We start from the raw sequence: 17487 nt of genomic DNA, 5'->3' as shown, positions 1-17487 counted from the left end.
GCACGTCGCCATGGCCGCCTCCGCCGCCCTCTCGCCGGCCGCCATCCCGGTGCCGGCCGATCCGCCCCTCGACCGGCGGCGGATGATCGCCTTCCTGTGCATGGTGTTCGGGATGTTCATGGCGATCCTGGACATCCAGATCGTCTCGGCTTCCCTCAACGAGATCCAGGCCGGCCTCTCGGCCTCCGGCGACGAGATCCCCTGGGTCCAGACCAGCTATCTCATCGCGGAGGTCATCTCGATCCCGCTCTCGGGCACCCTCTCGCGGGTGCTCTCGACCCGGTGGATGTTCGCCATCTCGGCGGGTGGCTTCACCGCCATGAGCCTGATGTGCGCCTCGTCCTCGTCCATCGGCGAGATGATCGTCTGGCGGGCGCTTCAGGGCTTCATCGGCGGCGGGATGATCCCGACCGTCTTCGCTTCGGCCTTCACGATCTTCCCGCCCTCGAAGCGCACCATCGTCTCGCCGATGATCGGCCTCGTGGCGACGCTGGCGCCGACCATCGGCCCCACGGTCGGCGGCTACCTGACCGACCTGATGTCCTGGCACTGGCTGTTCCTCGTGAACGTCGTGCCCGGCCTTCTCGTCACGGTCTCGACCGCGATCCTCGTGGATTTCGATAAGCCGAACCTCTCGCTCCTCGACGATTTCGACTGGTTCGGCCTCGGCGCGATGGCCGCCTTCCTCGGCTGCATGGAATACGTGCTCGAGGAAGGCCCGAACCATGATTGGTTGCAGGACGAGGCGGTCTTCGCCTGTGCCATAATCTGCGTCGCGAGCGGCCTGCTGTTCTTCTGGCGGGCCTTCACCGCCCGCCAGCCCATCGTGGACCTGCGCGCCTTCTCCGACCGCAACTTCGCCAGCGGCTGCGTGGCGAGCTTCATCATGGGGATCGGCCTCTACGGGCTGACCTACCTCTACCCGGTCTATCTCGCCCGGGTGCGCGGCTACTCGGCCCTGATGATCGGCGAGACGATGTTCGTCTCGGGGCTGTGCATGTTCGCCACCGCGCCCATCGCCGGGCGGTTTTCCGGCAAGGTCGATCCGCGCATCCTCATGGCGATCGGCTTTGCGGGCTTCGCGGCGGGCACCTGGATCGTCACCGGCCTGACCAAGGATTGGGACTTCTGGGAACTGCTCTGGCCCCAGGTGCTGCGCGGCTGCTCGCTGATGCTGTGCATGATCCCGATCAACAACATCGCGCTTGGCACCCTGCCCCCGGCGCGGATGAAGAACGCCTCCGGGCTCTACAACCTCACCCGCAATCTCGGCGGCGCGGTGGGGCTCGCGCTCATCAACACCCTCCTCAACGACCGCTGGGACCTGCATCTCACCCGTCTGCACGAGCGCTTCACCTGGTCCCACGCGCCGGCCCTGGAGCGGCTCGACGCCATGCAGCGCGGGTTCTCGGATTTCGGCAGCGCCGCCCCATCCATGGCGCTCAAGGCCATGACCAACACGGTGCGCATCCAGGGTCTGGTGATGGCCTTCGAGGACGTGTTCCTCGTCCTCACCGTGCTGTTCCTCGCCATGGCCTGCGCGGTGCCGCTGATCCGCAAGCCGAGGGCCGGCGGGGGTGGAGGCGGAGGCCACTGACGAGGTGAATTGCGGGGGCAGAAACCCTGCGGCAGGATTGATTAGCGTCCGGCAGCACCGATCTGCTATTGACGGATCGCGGGACCGACGGAAGGACGCCCCGCGCCGACGGCCGGGACGGGACGCATGGATTTTCTCAACGCTATGGGCGGCACCGCCGGGAGCTTCTTCGGCGCCCTCATCCCGTTTCTGTTCGTGCTCACGGTCGTCGTCTTCGTGCACGAGATGGGCCATTTCCTCGTCGGCCGCTGGTGCGGGGTGGGCGTCCACGCCTTCTCCATCGGCTTCGGGCCCGAACTGTTCGGCTTCAACGACCGTCGCGGCACCCGCTGGAAGCTCTGCGCCATCCCCCTCGGCGGCTATGTGAAGTTCCACGGCGATGCCAACGGCGCCAGCGTACCCGCCGCCGAACTGATCGCGCAGATGACCCCGCAGGAGCGGGCGATCAGCTTCCCGACCCAGCCCGTCGCCAAGCGCGCGGCCATCGTCGCCGCTGGGCCGGTGGCGAACTTCATCCTCGCCATCGTCCTCTTCGCCGGGGCGATCTGGCTCGGCGGGCGCTACGAATTGCCGGCCCGCGTCTCGTCCGTCGAGACGAGCAGCGTCGCCGATCAGGCGGGCTTCAAGCCGGGCGATCTCATCACCGCCATCGACGGCGAGCGCATCGGCGATTTCAACGCCATGTACCGGACGGTGACGGGCTCGGCCGGCACGCCCCTCGCCTTCACCGTCGAGCGGGACGGTCGCACCATCACCATCAACGCGACGCCGGCCACCATCGAGGAGCGCACGCCCTTCGGCCGCCACCGGATCGGCCGGCTCGGCATCCGCTCGCCGAACGGAAGCGAGGCGAAGCTCGTCCACTACGACATCGCCGACTCCCTGAAGCTCGGGGTGAGCGAAACCTATTTCGTGGTGGAGCGGACCTTCTCCTATCTCGGCAAGCTGATCACCGGCCGTGAATCCGCCGATCAGCTTTCCGGCCCCATCGGCATCGCCCGCGTCTCGGGCGAGGTCGCCAAGACCGGCGGCGTCGGCGGGCTGGTCGGGCTCATCGCCCTGCTCTCCGTCTCGATCGGGCTGCTGAACCTCTTCCCTGTGCCGCTGCTCGATGGCGGGCACCTGCTGTTCTACGCCTTCGAGGTGGTGCGCGGCCGCCCCCTCAGCGAGCGCGCCCAGGAGGTCGGCTTCCGCATCGGCCTCGCCCTGGTGCTGATGCTCATGCTGTTCGCCGCCTGGAACGACATCCTCAACCTCGGCGCTTCCCTGCGGAACACCTGATCCGGCTCGGCCGGGCGGTGGATAGGGTGCAAAAATATACCCGCGCGTCCCCGCCCCCGTGCCCAGCCGCCGCCACAATCCCGGCCCTGGGACCGTCCCGAATGGGCGGTCGGCATGGATCATGACGGGTTAACCGGCCGCGTCGCATACCAGAAATTGCATATGGCGAGAGGCATTTACCCCTCGTTCAGTATGATCGGCGCTTTCGCCGGACGGTGAGCGGCGCGTTAAGTGGCGCGAAGGCCACGACCCCCCAAAATCCCTCTCTGAACGGTACGGCCACGTTTGCTTGACGGGGGAATCCCTTTAAGAGCTTTGCTTGGACCGAAGCCACGCTTGGACCACGGGAATGGGACGATCGACCAACGGTCGCCCGCGCAGGCAAGGCCTGCGACCAGATCAGAAACGGGCGATTGCATGATGTCGTTGACGGGCAAGCATCGGCGTAAGTCGATGCGGAAGACCATCGTCCTGATCTCCGCAGGGGCGGGTATGGTCCTGGGCGGAGCCGCCCAGGCTCAGCAGATCGTCGTGCAGGGCAACCAGCGCGTCGATTCCGACACCATTCGTTCCTACGTCACCGGCACCGCTTCGGGCTCCGCCGAGGAAGCCCGCCGCAACCTGCTCGCCAGCGGCATGTTCTCGGACGTGAAGGTGTCCCAGGGCGGCGGCCGCACGGTCGTGACCGTGCGCGAGAACAACCTGATCAACCGGGTGGTGTTCGAGGGCAACAAGAAGGTCGAGAAGGCGACGCTGGAGAGCGTCGTCGAGTCGAAGTCGCGGGGCCCCTACAGCGAGGCCACGATCAACGCCGACCTCGCCCGCATCCGCGACGTCTACAAGCGCTTCGGCCGTGGCCTCGCCAAGGTCACCTACCGGACGGTCACCCTGCCGAACGGCCGCGTCGACGTGATCTACGACATCGATGAAGGCGACAAGACCGGCATCCTCTCGATCACCTTCGTGGGTAACCAGGCCTATTCGGAACGGACGCTGCGCGGGCTGATGAGCTCGTCGGAGATGAACTTCCTGTCGTTCATCAAGACCTCGGACGTCTACGATCCCGAGCGGATCAGCCAGGACCTCGAGCAGGTGCGCCGCTACTACCTGAAGAACGGCTATGCCGACTTCCAGGTGGTGAACGCCGATGCGCGCTACGTCGAGGGCGAGCAATCCGGCTACGTCGTCACCATCACCATCAACGAGGGCCAGCAATACGCGGTTGGCGCCGTGGCGGTGGACTCGCGCCTGCCCAACCTCGACACCGAGGCCCTGCGCAACGACATCGCGACGAACGTGGGCGACACCTACAACGCCGACGACGTCGAGAAGACCCTCAACACCCTGACCCGCGACGTGAACCGGGCGGGCTACCCCTTCGCCCAGGTGCGCCCGACCGGCCAGCGCGATCCGGCGACGCAGCGCGTCTCCCTCGGCTTCGTGGTCGAGGACGGCCCGCACGTCTACGTCGAACGCATCAACATCCGCGGCAACACCCGCACCCGCGATTACGTCATCCGCCGCGAACTCGATTTCTCTGAGGGCGACGCCTACAACCGCGTCCTGACCGACCGCGCCGAACGCCGCCTGAACGGCCTGGGCTTCTTCAAGAAGGTGCGGTTCTCGAACGAGCCCGGATCCTCGCCCGACCGCGTCGTCGTGAACATCGACGTTGAGGATCAGCCCACGGGTTCGTTCTCGGTGGCGGGCGGCTACTCCACCCAGGACGGCATCATCGGCGAAGTCTCGGTCTCCGAGTCGAACTTCCTCGGCCGTGGCCAGTACGTGCGCCTCGCCGGCACCGGCGGCCAGTACTCGCGCGGTGTCGATTTCTCGTTCACCGAGCCGTACTTCATGGGCTACCGCCTCGCGGCGGGCTTCGACGCCTTCTACAAGTACTCGGACCTGACCCGGTACTCGCGCTACGAGACGACCGTCTATGGCGGCCAGCTCCGCCTCGGCCTGCCGATCACCGAGGAATTCGGCGTCACCCTCCGCTACTCGCTGTACAACACCGAGCTGAAGGTCCCGAACAGCATCAAGCGGCCGTACAACGACTGCTCGATACCGATCCCGGGCTACACGCAGACCTACGCTGCGGGCACAGTCCTGAACGGTCGCGACGTCAGCGGTCAGTCGATCTACCCGAACTGTGCGTATGACGGTGAAGCCTCGATCGCCATCAAGGGCTCGCAGGGCAACACCCTCACCTCGCTTGCCGGTCTGACGCTGGCTTACTCGACCCTCGACGTCATCGGCGCGCCGCATAACGGCATCTACGCCGAGCTGAAGCCGGACGTCGCCGGCCTGGGCGGTGACTCGAAGTTCTTCCGCGTCACGGCGGATGCACGCTACTACAAAGAGCTGTACGAAGACGTCGTCGGCTTCGTCCGCTTCCAGGGTGGCCACGTCGAGGCGCTGGACGGCAAGCCGCTGCGCGTGACCGACGAGTTCTTCCTCGGCCCGTCGCTGGTGCGCGGCTTCGCGCCGAACGGCATCGGCCCGCGCGACGTCGGCATCGCCGACGCCCGCTCCAACGCCATCGGCGGCTCGACCTATGTCGGCGGTACGCTGGAGGTGCAGTTCCCGCTCTACGGCGTGCCGCGTGATCTCGGCCTGAAGGGCGCCCTGTTCGCCGATGCCGGTACGCTGTTCGGCTACCACGGCCAGCGCACCTTCGACGTGAACGGCGACCAGTTCATCAACGGCTTCGCTGCCGGCCGGTGTAACTTCAACGCCTTCACCATCGGCGTGGAGCCGGAATGCGTGAACGTCCGCGACAAGGCCGTGATCCGGTCCTCGGTCGGTGCGTCCATCCTCTGGAACTCGCCGCTCGGCCCGATCCGGTTCGACTACGCCTACGCGCTCAGCAAGGACGAGGGTGAGAAGGTCTTCGTCCCCGGCCTGAACAAGTACGGCCATATCGGCCGGGATCAGACCCAGGCGTTCCGCTTCTCCGGCGGCTCGCGCTTCTAAGATCCCACTGCGATGCTCCGGCCGGGGATGCCCCGGCCGGAGTTTCTCGTTTATAGAGCGGCCCAACGCTCCCCGATCACGACCGTCCCCCATGCGGGGACGTTTCGATTCAGGGAGCCCCCTCGCCGGACGCGCCGAGCCCGACGACGGGCGGAATCGGCGCGGTTTGGTTCGAGATGTCCGACACAGAGTTCTTCACGCCCTCGGCTGCGATCGCCTTCGCCGACATCGCCGCGGCCGCCGGCACCGCCCTCCCCGAGGGCGTCGATCCGGCCCGCACCGTCAGCGGAGCCGCCCCCCTCGAGAGCGCCGGCCCCTCCGACCTCGCCTATATGGACAACGCCCGTTACGGCGAGGCCCTGGCGCAGACCCGCGCGGGCGTTTGCCTCGTCGGGCCACGCTTCGCCGCCCGCGTTCCCGCCGACACGGTGGCCATCGTCTGCCGCGATCCCTATCGCGTCTATGCCGCCCTGCTCGGGCGCCTGCATCCGGATTCCCTGCGGCCGGGTCCGCAATTCGGCGGAAAGGGCCTCGCCTCCGGCGCCCATGTCCACCCCGAGGCGCGGCTTGAGGAGGGCGTCACCGTCGATCCCGGCGCTGTCGTCGGGCCGGGGGCCGAGATCGGCTCGGGCACGGTGATCGGCCCCAACGCGGTGATCGGGCCGGGCGTGCGGATCGGCCGGGATTGCGCCATCGGCGCCGGCACGACCCTGAGCCACGCCCTTGTCGGCAACCGGGTCATCGTCCATCCCGGCGCCCGGATCGGGCAGGACGGGTTCGGCTTCGCCATGGGCGCGACGCACCTGAAGGTGCCGCAGGTCGGCCGGGTGATCGTGCAGGACGATGTCGAGATCGGCGCCAACACCACCATCGACCGGGGCGCCTCCCGCGACACGGTGATCGGCGAGGGCACGAAGATCGATAACCTCGTGCAGATCGCCCACAACGTCGTGATCGGGCGCCATTGCGTGATCGTGTCCGGCGTGGGCATCTCCGGCTCCACCACCCTGGAGGATTACGTCGTGCTCGGCGGGCAGGTCGGCGTGGTCGGGCACCTGCGCATCGGGCGCGGCTCGCAGATCGCCGGCTCCTCGAACGTCAACCGCGACGTGCCGCCGGGCTCACGCTGGGGCGGGACGCCGGCCAAGCCGGTGCGGGCATGGTTCCGGGAGCTGACCACCCTCGCCCGCCTCGCGGAAAGATCCGGCCAGGATGCCGCCGAGGGCGAGAAGTCCTGAGCCGCTGGGGGCGTAAACAGCGCTCGCGCCCTTGCACATCCACGGTTTTCTGCAAAAGAGAGGCCGCCGCCGGCACGGCGCCGGCGGGCAGCGAGGGCGGCACAGCACGATGAGCGAGGCGGATCAGGTTCTCGGGACGGCGGACATCCACAAGCTGTTGGAGTTGCTGCCGCACCGCTACCCGTTCCTGATGGTGGACCGCATCGTGGACATCGACCGGGACGAGTCCTGCGTCGGCATCAAGAACGTCACGGCGAACGAGCCGCAGTTCCAGGGCCATTTCCCCAATCTGCCGGTCTTTCCCGGCGTGCTGATCATCGAGGGCATGGCGCAGACGGCCGGCGCGATCTGCTGCCGCCACATCATGGCGGACGAGCTTCGCACGAAGCAGGTGTTCTTCATGACGATCGACAAGTGCAAGTTCCGCAAGCCGGTCATCCCCGGCGACCAGATCCGCTTCGAGATGCGCAAGATCAATCACCGGCGCACGATGTGGTGGTTCCGGGGCGAGGCGAAGGTCGACGGGGTGCTGGTGGCCGAGGCCGAGATCGGCGCCATGCTGGTGACGGAGTAGAGTGATGAGCGCACCCGCGATCCACCCGAGCGCCGTGGTCGAATCCGGCGCCGAGATCGGCGATGGGGTGCGGATCGGCCCATTCTGCCATGTCGGGCCGGACGTGGTGCTCGGCGAAGGCTGCGAGTTGGTGAGCCACGTGGTCGTGGCCGGGCGCACCCACATCGGCGCGCGCACCCGCATCTTTCCCTTCGCCTCCATCGGCCACCCGCCGCAGGACCTGAAATATCGCGGTGAACCCTCGACGCTGACGATCGGCGAGGAATGCCTGATCCGCGAGGGCGTCACCATGAACCCCGGCACGGCCGGCGGCGGGTTGCAGACGGTGATTGGCGACCGCTGCGCCTTCCTGGCGAACTCCCATGTCGGGCATGACTGCCATGTCGGCTCGAACGTGGTCTTCTCCAACAACGTGATGCTCGCCGGACATTGCTGGGTGGGCGATTACGCGATCCTCGGCGGCGGCGCGGCGGTGATCCAGTTCGCCCGGGTCGGGGCGCACGCCTTCGTCGGCGGCCTCTCGGGCCTGGAGAACGATTGCATCCCCTACGGCATGGTGCTCGGCAACCGGGCCTACCTGTCGGGGCTGAACATCGTCGGCTTGCAGCGCCGAGGCTTCGCCCGCGAGGACATCCACACCCTGCGCCGGGCCTACCGGCTGCTCTTCGCGCAGGAGGGCACGCTGATGGAGCGGGTCGAGGACGTGGCGACGACCTTCGAATCCCACGCGGCCGTGCGCGAGATCCTCGATTTCATCCGGGCGGGGGGCAAGCGGTCGATCTGCACTCCGCGCGAGGCCCCCGCCGCCGTAGGCGGTGCCTGACGCATCCCCATGACGCAGGCCGCTTCGCCCGGCGGGGGAAACCTCGTTCTGATCGCCGGCGCCGGCCGGTTGCCGGAACTCGTCGCCGATTCCCTGGTCAGGGCGGGCAAGCCGTTCCGGATGATCGCCCTGCGGGGTTTCACCGGCCGCCCCCTGCGCGGGCGGGCGGATGCGGTGGTCGATCTCCTCGACCTCGCCGCCACGCTGGCCCACCTGAAGAGCTGGGGTCCCGCGGTGGTGGTGCCGGCGGGCAGCGTCGCCCGGCCGAGCGCGGCGGCGATCTTCAATGCCGGCGCCGCGTGGCGCAACCGCGATGCCCTGCGCGAAATCGCGGGTGGCGGCGATGATCGCCTCCTGCGCGCCGCCGTGTCGCTGGTGGAAGAGAACGGCCACCGCGTGCTCGGTGTGCACGAGGCGGCGCCGGATCTGCTCTGCCCGGAAGGACCGCTCGGGCTCGTGAAGGCAGACGGCGAGGCCCAGGCGTCGATCCGAACGGGGCAAGCAGTTCTCTCCGCGCTGTCCTCCTTCGATGTCGGGCAGGCGGTGGCCGTGGCCGGAGACCGTGTCTTGGCGGTCGAGGGACCCGAGGGCACAGACAAGATGCTCGCCCGCGCCCGCGCGCTCGGGCGCAAGCCCTTCGGCCGGGGTCGGCCCAATGCCGGCACGGTGCTGGTGAAGGCCCCGAAGCACGGCCAGGATCTGCGCATCGACCTTCCGACCATCGGCCCACGCACGATCCGCAACGCCCATGCGGCCGGGTGCGCGGGCCTCGCCCTGAAGGCGGGGCGGACGCTGATCATCGATCGCGCGGCCACCGCCGCAGAGGCCGACAGGCTCGGCCTGTTCGTGATCGGCTTCGAGGGCGACGCTTGAGCGCCCCCCGGATCTGGCTGGTGGCGGGCGAGGATTCCGGCGATCAGCTCGGCGCGAAGCTGATGCGCGCCCTGCGCGAGGCGGCGCCGGGCGTCACCTTCGGCGGGGTCGGCGGGGAAGCCATGGCGGAGGCGGGTTTCGCCTCGCTCTTCCCCCTCGATGACGTGGCGGTCATGGGCTACCTGCCGGTTCTGGCCCGCGCACGCACGCTGCTGCGCCGCATTCGAGAGACGGCGGACGACGTGGTCGCCGCGCGCCCGGACGTGCTCGTCATCATCGACAGCCCCGGCTTCACCCATGCGGTCGCCAAGCGGGTGCGCAAGGCGGTGCCTTCCATCCCCATCGTGAATTACGTCTCGCCGAGCGTCTGGGCATGGCGCCCCTGGCGGGCGAAGGGCATGCGTCCCTTCATCGACCACGTTCTCGCCCTGCTGCCGTTCGAGCCGGAGGCGCACCAGCGCCTCGGGGGTCCGGCCTGCACCTATGTCGGCCATCCGCTGATCGAGCGGCTCGGCGAGTTGCAGCCCGATGCGGAAGCGCAGGCGCGGCGCGAGCGGGTGCCCTACCCGCTCGTCGTGCTGCCGGGCTCGCGGCGGTCCGAGATCGAGCGGCTGATGCCGGTCTTCGGCCCGACCCTGGCGCGGGTCGCGCGCGAGGTCTCCGTGGACGCCGTGCTGCCGGCGGTCTCACGCCACCGGGCGCGGATCGAGGAACTGGCGAAGGCCTGGGACGTGCCGGTGCGGATCGTCTCCGGCGAAGCTGAAAAGTACGCGGCGTTCCGTTCCAGCCGTGCGGCGCTCGCGGCCTCGGGCACCGTGACCCTGGAACTGGCGCTGGCCGGGGTGCCGAGCGTGGTGGCCTACAAGGTCTCGCGGGCGGAGGAGTTCATCGCCCGCCGGCTGATCCAGGTGCCGAGCATCGTGCTGCCGAACCTGATCCTCAACCGGAATGCGATGCCGGAATTCGTGCAGGCCGATTGCTCGCCGGAAAACCTCTCGGCCGCGCTGCTGCCGCTGCTGCGCGGCGGCGCGGAGCGGGAGGCGCAGGTCGCGGCCCTCGCACGGATGGACGACCTCACCATCCTGCCGGACGGCGACACCCCGAGCCGGGCGGCGGCGCGGGTGGTGCTCGCCATGCTGCGGTCTCCGGCGGTGGCGAACCAGCCACAGGCCGGTAAGAGCGGACCGAGCTAAGGTCCGGACAGCTTGACCGCAGAGTGAGGCGCGGTTCAATGCGGAAAGGGGAACCCGAGCGGGTCGGGACATCCCGGTTGAAAGAGGGTTGGCGGATCGTGCGGCGGTTTCCGCTCCTCATCCTTGCGGCTCCCCTGGTGGCGGCGGCACTGGCCGGCTGCACCGCGACGAGCTTCTCCTACATCTCGAAGACCTATGTCGGCCTGCCGTCGCAGGTCGTGACCATCGGCTGCAAGGAGCCCTACGAGGTCTATGACAACCGGCAGCAGCGCCGGATGCTCATCGTCTCGAACGCTCTGCGCGAGGTCACGGGCTGCAACCTGAACGATCTGCGCATCGACCCCGATCCGGCCGCGACGCGCACCGGGCGGTTCCGCACGGCGGCCCGCGCCTATCTCGATGAAACCATCCGCGAGGATTGCACCATCACCGGCGAGACGGATTTCGACGCCCTGAAGATCGAGTTCGCCTATTCCTGCTCCGCGCCCATCGAGAAGCGCGGCACCAAGGTTCCGCGTCTGCCGGGCCGCCGCCCCGGCCTCCAGGCGCAGTAAGGCCTCAGAGTTCCGGGCGCTGGAAGGTGCGCTCGGCCGCATCGCCCGCCGCTGCGAGCAGGGCGCGGGCGAAGGCCCTGGCCTCGGAACGGTCGAGGATCACCGCCGCCGTCACCGGCTGGCCGGCGAGATCGGGCAAGGTGAGTTCGAGGCGAACGCCCTCGCTGACGGCGCTGGCCTGAAGGCTCCAGCTTGCCTCTCGTCCCGGCTGCTCGGCCATGGCGCTCCCCTCGTGAGAAATGACGCACCCCGCCATCGAGCGGAACCGGCGCCGATACGGCCTGTTCCCGCCCCATGCCGACGCGCCAAGCCTCCACGGCCTCCTCACTGCCTCGCCTGTCGGGTTTCCTCAAGGTCGCCGGTCCCGGTCTTGTGGTCATGCTGGCCGATACCGATGTGGGCAGCCTCATCACGGCGGCGCAGAGCGGAGCGAAGTGGGGATATTCGCTCCTCCTGCTTCAGCTTCTGCTGATTCCGATCCTCTACATCGTGCAGGAACTCACCGTCCGGCTCGGGACGGCGACCGGACGTGGCCACGGCGAGCTGATCCTCGATCATTACGGGCCGGTGCTGGCCTGGATTTCCTATGCCGGGCTCGTCGTGGCGGGGGTCGGCGCCATCGTCACCGAGTTCTCCGGCATCGCCGGTATCGGCGATCTGTTCGGGGTGCCGCGCCTCGTCAGCCTCGGGCTTCCGGCCGTCCTCCTGCTGCTCCTCGTCTTCACCGGCAGCTACCGGCGGGTGGAACGCGTCGCGCTGGTAGTCGGGCTGTTCGAACTGGTCTTCATCGGGCTCGCCATCGCGGCCAAGCCGGATCCCGACGCGATCCTCAAATCGTTCGCGCATATCCCGCTCGGCAACGGCGACTTCCGGGTGTTGATCGCCGCCAATATCGGCGCGGTCATCATGCCGTGGATGATCTTCTACCAGCAATCGGCCATCGTGGACAAAGGCTTGGGCTGGGATCACATGCGCCGCGCGCGGCTCGACACGTTCATCGGCGCGGTGATCTCGCAATGCGTGATGGGCGCGATCCTCATCACGGCGGCGGCCACCATCGGGCAATCCGGCCAGGGCTCGAAGCAGGGGCTGGAGACGGTGGGCGATCTCGCCAAGGCGTTCACCCCGGCCCTGGGGCCGTGGCTCGGGCAGGTCGTGTTCGGGATCGGCATCATCGCCGCCGCCTTCATCGCCCTGAACGTCGTCGCGCTGGCACTGGCCTGGGGTTTCGGCGACGTGACGCGCCGTCCGCACTCGCTGGAGAAGTCCCCACGCGAGGCGCCGGCCTTCTACGCCATCTTCACCGTCGCGGTGATCGCGGGCGCCATCGCCGTGCAGCTCGTCTCGAATCTCGTGACCCTGAACGTCGCCGTCGAGGTGATGAACGCCCTGCTGCTGCCCCTGGCGCTCGGCCTGCTCATCCTCCTGGCGACGCGGGCGCTGCCAGAGGACAAGCGGGTGCAGGGGACCTACAAGTGGGTCGTCTACGTGGTGTCGGCGGTGACGGTCGCCTTCGCGATGGTGGGTGTCCTCGACGGAATTGGATTGATCTGACGAGTCCCGGTTGACGGCGTGGGAGGGATGATGTCTCCCCGGCGCGACAAGGAGGCGTTCATGTCAGAGATTTGGTTCCGCGCCGGTGAGGCGACCGTGTTGGCCGCCGAGGGCCAGTACACCGACGCCATGCCCGAGGTGCTGATCGGCTCGGTCCGTGGGCCGGTGGGCCAGGCCTTCGCCTCAATGATGGGGCAGGCGCAGGGTCACACCCGCATGTACGTGGTGCGCGACCTCAACCAGCTCGTGCGCCCGGTGACGATGATGACCAGCAAGGTCACGATCCAGAGCGCCGATTACGTCGAGCTGCTGGGCGGCGTCGTCCAGGCCGCGACGGGCGATGCCATCGTGGACTGCATCATCGAGGGCATTCTCCCCAAGGAGGGCCTGGACGACCTCTGCATGATCATCATGATCTGGCTCGATATCCGCTGCGCGGACGACGACAACCTCGACCGCAAGGATCTCTACCGGACCAATTACGAGGCGACGAAACTCGCCATCGCCCGCGCCCTGAAGGGCGAGCCGACGGTGGACGAGCTGATCGCCAACCGGAAGACGGTGAAGCACTACGCGCTCGAAGACCTGATCGAGTATTGAGAAACGCCTTCCGTCATTGCGAACGCAGTGAAACAATCCAGGGATGCGGGACGCCTCAGAACGGTGCGGCTCCCTGGATTGCTTCGCTGACGCTCGCAATGACGGTCGCAGCCTTCACCACCCGTTGATCCGCTCCCACACCGCCGAGGCGCGGCCCTCATCGTCGAGGACATGGTAGCGATCGTATTGCGCGGCGGTGGCGCAGGCGTGGTTCGGCAGGATCCGCACCAGCGTGCCGACCGGCAGATCGGGGCGCTCGGCGTTCGAACCCTTTCGCAGGGCGAGCACGCCGTGCTCCTGGTTCGCCTGGGCGACGATCAAATCCGTGAAGGGGCGCCCCGCCCGGTCGCAGACGAGGCCGTAGCCCTGGTCCACGGCCTGCGCCGCCGTACCCCGGTCGCGCGACATCGCCATCCAGCCGGCGTCGGTGATGATCCAGCCCTTGTCGGGTCGGTGGCCGATCACGCTCGCGAGCACCGAGACGGCGATGTCGTCCACGGCGCAGGAGCCGATCCCGGCCTGGACCAGATCTCCGAACATGTAGACGCCGGCCCGCACCTCGGTGATGCCGTTGAGGTGCCGGGCGTGGCGCGCGGTCGGCGTCGAGCCGACGCTCACCACAGGACAGGGCAAGCCCGCTGCCCGCAGAGCCTCCGCCGCCTGAACCGCCGCGCGGCGCTCGCCTTCGGCAGCCTGCGCCAGGGCCTCGGGATCGGAGAGCCCGTAGCTCTCACCCGCATGGAGCAGCACGCCGCGCAGGTCCGCGGCACCGGCGAGCTTTTCGCCGATCCCCCGCAGGAGCTCGGCATCGCCGGGCTTTACGCCGGAGCGATGGCCATCCGGGTCCACCTCGATGAAGACCGGCAGACGGTCCCCGGTGGCGCGGCTCCACTGCGCGACCGCCTCGGCTTGCGTGAGGGAATCGAGGATCACCGCCAAGTCCGCGCCCCAGCGGCGGCGGATGGCGCCGACCCGGTCGAGCTTGTGGGGCGCGATGCCGACCGCATAGGTCAGGTCGCGCACGCCGCGCTCCGCGAAATATTCGGCTTCCCTCAAGGTCGAGACCGTGGCGGGGCCGTCCGGCCTCGTCATCGCCATGCGGGCCACGTCGATGGATTTCGCGGTCTTGAGGTGCGGACGAAAGGTCACGCCGTGCCGCTCGACCTGAGCGCGCATCCCTTCGAGGTTGGCGGCGAGCTTGCGCCTGTCGAGGAGGAGGCAAGGCGTTTGCAGGCCATCGAGCCCGTCCGTCGAATCCGTCATCGCATCACCACTCCGCGAACCCCTCAGCCCCTTTAGGCCTTCGGGAGAGCCGGCAAAACCGCTGTCGGCGTATCAGCGGCCGTGGATTGTTTGGATCGGTTCGCCGAATCCGGTGGACGGCGCGAGATGCCTTCGTCCATAGAGCCTTAAACAAATGCGGGGAGGGCCGCTCTTGGGACGGGACGTGATCCTGGCAACTCAAGGGTTGACCATGGAATTCAAAGGATTTCGTGCGGTCAACAACGTTGCGCTGCAAGTCGAGCGCGGCACGATCCATGCGCTGATCGGCCCCAATGGGGCCGGCAAGACGACCTGTTTCAATCTTCTCACCAAGTTCCTGCAACCGACCGCAGGCTCGATCCGCTACAAGGATCGCGACATCACAGGCCTGAAACCCGCCGATGTGGCGCGGCTCGGGCTCGTCCGGTCGTTCCAGATCTCGGCCGTGTTCCCGCACTTCACGGTGATGGAGAACGTCCGCATCGCCCTGCAACGGCGGCGGCACGGCGATTCGTTCGACTTCTGGCGTTCAGAGAAGATCCTGCGCGCCTTCGATGCCGAGGCGCTGGAACTCGTCGAGGCGGTGGGCCTCTCGGAGTTCGCCAACACCTTGGCGGTCGAACTCTCCTACGGCCGCAAGCGCGCCCTGGAGATCGCCACGACGCTGGCCCTCGACCCGGAGATGCTGCTCCTCGACGAACCGATGGCCGGCATGGGCCACGAGGACGTGGACCGCACCGCGCAGCTGATCCGCCGGGTCGGCAAGGACCGCACCATCCTCATGGTGGAGCACAACCTGTCGGTGGTGGCGTCCCTGTCGGACCGCATCACCGTCCTGGCGCGCGGCCAGGTGCTCGCCGAGGGCGATTACGCCACCGTCTCGAAGGATCCCCGCGTGATCGAGGCTTACATCGGGGCGGGACATGCCTGAGGCGGCCATGAAGGCATCCCCCGCCGCCGCGGCGGCCTCGCTTCTCACTGTGCGCGGCCTTCAGGGCTGGTACGGCGAGAGCCACGTGCTCCACGGCATCGACATCGATGTGAAGGCCGGCGAGGTCATCACGCTGCTCGGCCGCAACGGCGCGGGCAAGACCACGACGCTCCGGGCCATCATCGGCATTCTCGGGCGCCGCACCGGCTCCATCGTCTATGACGGGGTCGAGACCATCGGCATGGCCTCGCGCAAGATCGCCAAGCTCGGCCTCGGCTACGTGCCGGAGGAGCGCGGCATCTTCTCGAGCCTCACCGTGCACGAGAACCTGATGCTGCCGCCCCGGGTGAAGCCCGGCGGCATGACGGTGGCCGAGATCCACACCCTGTTCCCGAACCTCAAGGAGCGGGCGGGCAGCCAGGGCACCAAGTTGTCGGGCGGCGAACAGCAGATGCTGGCTATCGGCCGCATCCTGCGCACGGGCGCGAAGCTGATCCTGCTCGATGAGCCCACCGAAGGACTGGCTCCGGTGATCGTCCAGCAGATCGGCCGCACGATCCAGAAGCTGAAGGCGGATGGCTATACCATCGTCCTCGTGGAGCAGAACTTCCGCTTCGCGCAGACGCTGGCCGACCGGCATTTCGTGATCGAGCAGGGGCGGGTCGTCGACCAGATCGCCAATGCCGATCTCGACGCGAATATCGACAAGCTCCACACCTATCTCGGCGTGTGAGCCCAAGTGTTCAAAGTACGACTGTCGACCGGCCGATGAGGCCCCAAGGAGTGACACCGATGAACGGACGTTTCCCGCTCGCCGCACTCGCGGGCGCCTTTCTGGCGAGCGCGGCCATGGTGCTGCCGGCCTCGGCACAGACCGCCGTGAAGATCGGCATCCTGGGCGACCGCTCGGGCGCCTATTCCGACATCAGCGGTGAGGGCTCGGTGGTCGCCGCCAAGCTCGCGCTGGAGGATTTCAAGCCCGAGGAGAAGGGCCTGAAGGTCGAGATCGTCTCGGCCGATCACCAGAACAAGCCGGATGTCGGCGCGGCCATCGCCCGCCAATGGTACGACCGCGATCATGTCGACATGATCACCGACGGCGTGACCTCCTCCGTCGCCCTGGCGATCAGCCAGGTGACGAAGGAGAAGAACAAGGTCTTCATCGACACGGGCGCCGGCACCGCCGACCTCACCGGCCCGCAATGCAGCCCGAACACCATCCACTGGGTCTACGACACGGTGGCGCTGGCCAACGGCACCGGCGGCGCCATGGTGAAGCGCGGCGGCAATACGTGGTTCTTCCTCACCGCCGATTACGTCTTCGGCCAGACGCTCCAGCGCGACACCACCAAGGTCATCGACAAGAACGGCGGCAAGGTCGTCGGCTCGGTGAAGACGCCGTTCCCCACCGCCGACTTCTCGTCCTTCCTGCTCCAGGCGCAGAGTTCCGGCGCCAAGGTGATCGGGCTCGCCAACGCGGGCGCCGACACCATCAACTCGATCAAGCAGGCCGGCGAGTTCGGCATCACCGAGGGCGGCCAGTCCCTCGCCGGCCTTCTCGTCTTCTCGTCGGACGTGCATTCCCTCGGCACGAAGGTCGCGCAGGGCCTCGTGCTCACCGAGCCCTTCTACTGGGACCTCAACGACCAGACCCGCGCCTTCTCCGACCGCTTCGCCAAGCAGATGAAGGGTTCGAAGCCGACGTCGAACCATGCCGGCGTCTATTCGGACGTGCTCCACTACCTGAAGGCGGTGGCGGAGATGAAGTCGACCGCCGACGGCGCCGCCACGGTCGCCAAGATGAAGGCGATGCCGACCGACGACCCGCTGTTCGGCAAGGGCGTGGTGCGGGCCGATGGCCGCAAGATCCACGACATGTACCTGTTCGAGGTCAAGAAGCCCGCCGAGTCCAAGGGCGAGTGGGACCTCTACAAGAAGCTCGAGACGATCCCCGGCGATCAGGTCTTCCGCCCGCTGGGCGAGGGCAACTGCCCGCTGGTGAAGGGCTGAGCGTGTAGGCGTCTGGGAGT

16 protein-coding genes are annotated in these 17487 nt (G+C 67.9%); 14 read left to right on the top strand and 2 right to left on the bottom strand.

Annotated features, from left to right (window positions below; translation table 11 throughout):
• Window positions 1-10 precede the first annotated feature (10 nt).
• From ACS5Q7_RS08700 to ACS5Q7_RS08660, 9 genes are all read left to right on the top strand, one after another.
• Complete coding sequence (locus tag ACS5Q7_RS08700; protein ID WP_478338922.1) at window positions 11-1597, top strand: DHA2 family efflux MFS transporter permease subunit; 1587 nt, start codon at window positions 11-13, stop codon at window positions 1595-1597.
• A gap of 126 nt (window positions 1598-1723) precedes the next feature.
• On the top strand, window positions 1724-2878 hold the full coding sequence (gene rseP, locus ACS5Q7_RS08695) for an RIP metalloprotease RseP (RefSeq protein WP_478338921.1): 1155 nt from the start codon (window positions 1724-1726) through the stop codon (window positions 2876-2878).
• A gap of 417 nt (window positions 2879-3295) precedes the next feature.
• Entirely contained in the window at window positions 3296-5854 is a 2559-nt protein-coding gene (bamA, locus tag ACS5Q7_RS08690; RefSeq protein ID WP_478338920.1) for an outer membrane protein assembly factor BamA, read from the top strand.
• 176 nt (window positions 5855-6030) lie between these two features.
• The gene (gene lpxD, locus ACS5Q7_RS08685; protein ID WP_478338919.1) at window positions 6031-7092 is read left to right on the top strand and encodes a UDP-3-O-(3-hydroxymyristoyl)glucosamine N-acyltransferase; all 1062 of its coding nucleotides are present in this window, start codon (window positions 6031-6033) and stop codon (window positions 7090-7092) included.
• A 109-nt stretch (window positions 7093-7201) separates the two neighbouring features.
• Window positions 7202-7666, top strand: a complete 465-nt coding sequence (fabZ, locus tag ACS5Q7_RS08680; RefSeq protein WP_478338918.1) for a 3-hydroxyacyl-ACP dehydratase FabZ — start codon at window positions 7202-7204, stop codon at window positions 7664-7666.
• 4 nt (window positions 7667-7670) lie between these two features.
• On the top strand, window positions 7671-8489 hold the full coding sequence (gene lpxA / locus ACS5Q7_RS08675; protein WP_478338917.1) for an acyl-ACP--UDP-N-acetylglucosamine O-acyltransferase: 819 nt from the start codon (window positions 7671-7673) through the stop codon (window positions 8487-8489).
• Between the two features lie 9 nt (window positions 8490-8498).
• Window positions 8499-9362, top strand: coding sequence for an LpxI family protein (locus ACS5Q7_RS08670; RefSeq protein ID WP_478338916.1), 864 nt, complete (start codon window positions 8499-8501; stop codon window positions 9360-9362).
• Window positions 9359-10555 carry a lipid-A-disaccharide synthase gene (gene lpxB / locus ACS5Q7_RS08665; protein ID WP_478338915.1) on the top strand — a complete coding sequence of 399 codons (1197 nt, stop codon included), beginning with the start codon at window positions 9359-9361 and terminating at the stop codon, window positions 10553-10555. The genes ACS5Q7_RS08670 and lpxB overlap by 4 nt, the downstream gene beginning before the upstream one ends.
• A 95-nt stretch (window positions 10556-10650) precedes the next feature.
• Entirely contained in the window at window positions 10651-11109 is a 459-nt protein-coding gene (locus tag ACS5Q7_RS08660) for a hypothetical protein (RefSeq protein WP_478338973.1), read from the top strand.
• A 4-nt stretch (window positions 11110-11113) separates the two neighbouring features.
• On the opposite strand, the gene ACS5Q7_RS08655 is transcribed toward ACS5Q7_RS08660, so the two are convergent.
• Entirely contained in the window at window positions 11114-11329 is a 216-nt protein-coding gene (locus ACS5Q7_RS08655) for a hypothetical protein (RefSeq protein WP_478338914.1), read from the bottom strand.
• A 74-nt stretch (window positions 11330-11403) separates the two neighbouring features.
• Here ACS5Q7_RS08655 and ACS5Q7_RS08650 point away from each other — a divergent pair, with 74 nt between their 5' ends.
• Window positions 11404-12663: an NRAMP family divalent metal transporter gene (locus ACS5Q7_RS08650; protein ID WP_478338913.1), complete on the top strand. Its 1260-nt coding sequence runs from the start codon at window positions 11404-11406 to the stop codon at window positions 12661-12663.
• A 60-nt stretch (window positions 12664-12723) separates the two neighbouring features.
• Window positions 12724-13263, top strand: a complete 540-nt coding sequence (fae, locus tag ACS5Q7_RS08645; protein WP_243930090.1) for a formaldehyde-activating enzyme — start codon at window positions 12724-12726, stop codon at window positions 13261-13263.
• A 114-nt stretch (window positions 13264-13377) separates the two neighbouring features.
• Here fae and ACS5Q7_RS08640 read toward each other — a convergent pair whose 3' ends face one another.
• A complete protein-coding gene (locus ACS5Q7_RS08640) occupies window positions 13378-14526 on the bottom strand; it encodes a DSD1 family PLP-dependent enzyme (RefSeq protein WP_478338912.1) in 1149 nt (382 codons plus the stop codon).
• A gap of 211 nt (window positions 14527-14737) precedes the next feature.
• Here ACS5Q7_RS08640 and ACS5Q7_RS08635 point away from each other — a divergent pair, with 211 nt between their 5' ends.
• The 3 genes from ACS5Q7_RS08635 to ACS5Q7_RS08625 are packed head-to-tail and all read left to right on the top strand — an operon-like array spanning window position 14738 to window position 17467.
• Window positions 14738-15457 (top strand): ABC transporter ATP-binding protein, encoded by a 720-nt coding sequence (locus ACS5Q7_RS08635; RefSeq protein WP_478338911.1) that lies wholly within the window; start codon window positions 14738-14740, stop codon window positions 15455-15457.
• On the top strand, window positions 15450-16190 hold the full coding sequence (locus ACS5Q7_RS08630) for an ABC transporter ATP-binding protein (RefSeq protein ID WP_478338910.1): 741 nt from the start codon (window positions 15450-15452) through the stop codon (window positions 16188-16190). Before ACS5Q7_RS08635 ends, ACS5Q7_RS08630 begins: the two co-directional genes overlap by 8 nt.
• Window positions 16191-16249: 59 nt before the next feature.
• The gene (locus ACS5Q7_RS08625; RefSeq protein ID WP_478338909.1) at window positions 16250-17467 is read left to right on the top strand and encodes an ABC transporter substrate-binding protein; all 1218 of its coding nucleotides are present in this window, start codon (window positions 16250-16252) and stop codon (window positions 17465-17467) included.
• The last annotated feature ends 20 nt before the right edge of the window (window positions 17468-17487 follow it).

This window comes from Methylobacterium sp. Gmos3 (genome assembly GCF_056430985.1).
This window is presented reverse-complemented; position numbering and strand designations above follow the sequence as displayed.